Source organism: Microcystis sp. LSC13-02, assembly GCA_002282935.1.
Taxonomy (GTDB): Bacteria; Cyanobacteriota; Cyanobacteriia; order Cyanobacteriales; family Microcystaceae; genus Microcystis.
This window is the reverse complement of the sequence record MTBT01000156.1, coordinates 12,302-13,294: the sequence shown is the minus strand read 5'-3', so window position 1 is coordinate 13,294 and position 993 is coordinate 12,302. Positions and strand designations below refer to the sequence as shown.

1 protein-coding gene is annotated in these 993 nt (G+C 37.8%); it reads left to right on the top strand.

The window, feature by feature from the left end:
- Positions 1 to 91 precede the first annotated feature (91 nt).
- The coding region (locus tag BGL89_RS09490; protein ID WP_286825504.1) for an ISKra4-like element ISMae42 family transposase at positions 92 to 993 on the top strand (902 nt) is incomplete at its 3' end.

The window sequence follows — 993 nt, the reverse complement described above, 5'->3', positions numbered from 1 at the left end:
GGGAGCAAGTCAAAGCTGAAGAACAAATAAACTACTTGACAAAAGCATCAATTGGGTATGGGATAGAGAAAAGAGTGGGGAAAAGACAAAAATGACTCCAGAGCAACAACAAGAACTTAACCAACATATTCAAGCGATAGCCAAGATTCTTCATCAGGAAGCTGAGGCTGAAAAAATCCAAACTTTAGAGGGAATAGAGACGACAATAAGAGAACAGACCTTAAAATATATAACTCCGAAACTAGGATTTTTTTTTGTCACAAAAACGACAGGAACTCAAGCCGGGAGACCGAGAAAAATAAAAAGCATCATCGGAGAATTATGCCTGACAGAAAAACAAGCAATCCGTTTAAATATTCCTCGTAATAACCAAATTAGTCCTTACTTAGAACGCTGTTGTTTAAGAGCTAGTGCCAATGTTTCTTATGAAAATGCCGCCAGAGATATTCAATTTTATACAGGGATGAAGGTCTCGGCTAGGACTCAACAACGATTAGTCCATCGCCACCAATTTGCCGAAGAAGAATCAGGAAACCCCGTTCAAGAAATTAGTCTAGACGGAGGAAAAGTGCGCTTAAGAACCGAAACTAAGGGAGAGGCTTGTATCTGGAAAGATTATAAAGCAATCTGTGTTGATACTTTCCTAAGAAAAGCTTGGTTTGGAGAGAATGAATCGTTAATATATTGGGTTAATCAACAACCTTTATCTGACCCCCTTACCTGTTTGGGAGACGGACATCCCGGTATTTGGAAAATTGTGAAAAACTGGGATTGTCCAGGAGAAAAAAGAGAAATACTTGACTGGTTTCATTTGGTAGAAAATCTTCATAAAGTCGGCGGTTCAGTGAAGAGATTGAAAAAAGCAGAAAGTTTATTATGGCAGGGCAAAATTGAGGAAACAATAGCATTAATCTCTCCTTTAAAAAACGAACGAGCTGAAAATTTCTGTCGTTATTTAGAGATTCATCGTCATCGAATTGTTAATTATAATTA